This window comes from Cellulophaga sp. BC115SP (assembly GCF_009905545.1).
GTDB classification, from domain to species: domain Bacteria; phylum Bacteroidota; class Bacteroidia; order Cytophagales; family Spirosomataceae; genus Flectobacillus; species Flectobacillus rivi.
This window is the reverse complement of record NZ_JAAALB010000121.1, coordinates 1-2,031: the sequence shown is the minus strand read 5'-3', so window position 1 is coordinate 2,031 and position 2,031 is coordinate 1. Positions and strand designations below refer to the sequence as shown.

Below are 2,031 nucleotides of genomic sequence, written 5' to 3'. Positions count from 1 at the left end.
GTCTGTATCGACAAAGTATATATCCATACTCAAGAAAGCCCAAGCTTTGAGGTATTACTCCCAAGCAAAAAGAAAACAACAATGGGAGTAGAGTTTGATATTAGTAATTCTACCAACAAATTTAAAATAGACATCCAAGACACCGAAGCTAAAGATGTTAAAATCGATGCCGTTTGGAAGTATTTGGGTAGTAAAGCTCAAGAGCATCAAGCCACTTTTCCTATTACTGGAGCACAGCTGCATGAGATATTTTCGAGTACCCCACAAGAGAGATGCGACGAAGTAGCAAGTATTATCAATAAATACAGTGATAAATTTGAGATAAATACTCCCTTGAGAATGGCACATTTTTTAGGACAGATTGGTGTTGAATCAGCAAACTTGAATGCAATGGGAACTAAAAGTGGAGAAAATCCATGCTACAAAAAAACAAATAATGCTTGGACTTACGATAGTGCCCCTGGACAAGGTTGGATAGCAAAGAAAAGATGGAGTGAACCCCCGATAATGGAAGGATGCGATGATTTTACAGAAGATTTAAAAGGTAAACGAAAACATCCCAATTGGAATAGCATAGATGATGTACCAAAGAAATTTGTTTGTAGTACTGAAAATCCATCGAGTATTTCTGGTAAAGTTCTATTTAGCTACGTCTACCGATGCGAAGGAGGTAATGGCGATGAGGCAAGTGGAGATGGTTTTCGCTACAGAGGTCATGGTATATTACAATTGACATGGAAAAAACAATATATTGCATTTAATGAATGGTTAAAAAAACAGGGGTTTTTAGATGATTATAAAAAAGTGTTAAGTAGTCCAGATGAAGCATTCATAGATAGAGATATTGATATACTCTCAGCAATGTGGTATTGGGATAAGGAAAAATGTAATGAAAAGGCCGAACAATTAAATAAAGGATGCTCGCAAACTGAGTTTGATGTACTTACTAGAAAAATCAATAAAGCCTTATTAGAAACAAGTACTAGAAGAGAATATTTTGAATTAGCACTTAAAACAATTGAGAAATGAGAAACGTGATTTTATTTTTTTTGTTCCTAAGCATGAACAAAAATTTTGCATTAAGCCAAGGTTTAAGAACTGCAAATACAATTCTGGAAGGAGTATGGAAATTAGACTTAAATGGTGATACTCGATACCCTAATTATGAGATGTATGTATTTTATTATAAAAATAATCGCTATCAATTTGATTTTCATCCTAAAAAACCTTTGCCATATAATTTGAATAATTTGAGTAAAACGGAGTACTACTTTTTGACAGATCAAGGGGGGAGAAAGCTTGAAGAAATAAATTTTGATGAATCTACAATTAGTACAAATATAAATACATATAAAGAGTTATTCCAATTGGATAAGAAAGATACTTTTGAGAATATACCAATTAAGGTCATACACTTATCAAAAAAAAATCAACACATAGAATACCTGGATGTATGGGATTATGAGTTAAGTGATTATGTGATTAATCTTCATGGGCTTGGAGAAGGTGCATCACAACCTATTGATGGTTATATTTACAGAAGAGCTCAAAATATACCCAAAGAGGTTCAAAGTGCGATTAACCAAATCCAATCTGTTAAAATTTTGAAAGTGAGTTCGCTAAGGTGTATATTGAGTTTATCTCCAAACAATCCCACCAAAATGTATCTTATAAAAGGCGATAAGGTAGAAGTTTTAGAAGAACAAGGCAATTGGCTCAAGATTCGTTATTATGGTAAAAAGGTAGTAGAAGGCTGGATAAAACGAAGTGATGTAGAATAAGTATTTATACAAAAGCTCTTAACTATCTGTTAGTTAAGAGCTTTTTATGTATGTAAAGTCAGACTGCTTAACAAGTCCACACATCCCAAACTCTTCATCCACAGGCGGCAAGAAACAGGTAATGCTGAATTTGTATCGACTCAAACTAGCCGATTGTTTGGATGATAGTAATGTACTACAAGAAACCCAAGAGTATGCTGAGAATACGACGGAATTACTTAACAATTACACTGATTTTGAAACCTTGGTA

Annotated in this window: 3 protein-coding genes; all 3 read left to right on the top strand. The window is 33.7% G+C overall.

What is annotated here, in order from left to right; genetic code table 11:
* Window positions 1-1,029: hypothetical protein (locus tag GVN22_RS27095; RefSeq protein WP_166554127.1), on the top strand; the 1,029-nt coding region annotated here is incomplete at its 5' end.
* A 32-nt stretch (window positions 1,030-1,061) separates the two neighbouring features.
* Entirely contained in the window at window positions 1,062-1,781 is a 720-nt protein-coding gene (locus GVN22_RS27090; protein ID WP_166554126.1) for an SH3 domain-containing protein, read from the top strand.
* Between the two features lie 46 nt (window positions 1,782-1,827).
* The coding region (locus GVN22_RS27800; protein ID WP_205691056.1) for a hypothetical protein at window positions 1,828-2,031 on the top strand (204 nt) is incomplete at its 3' end.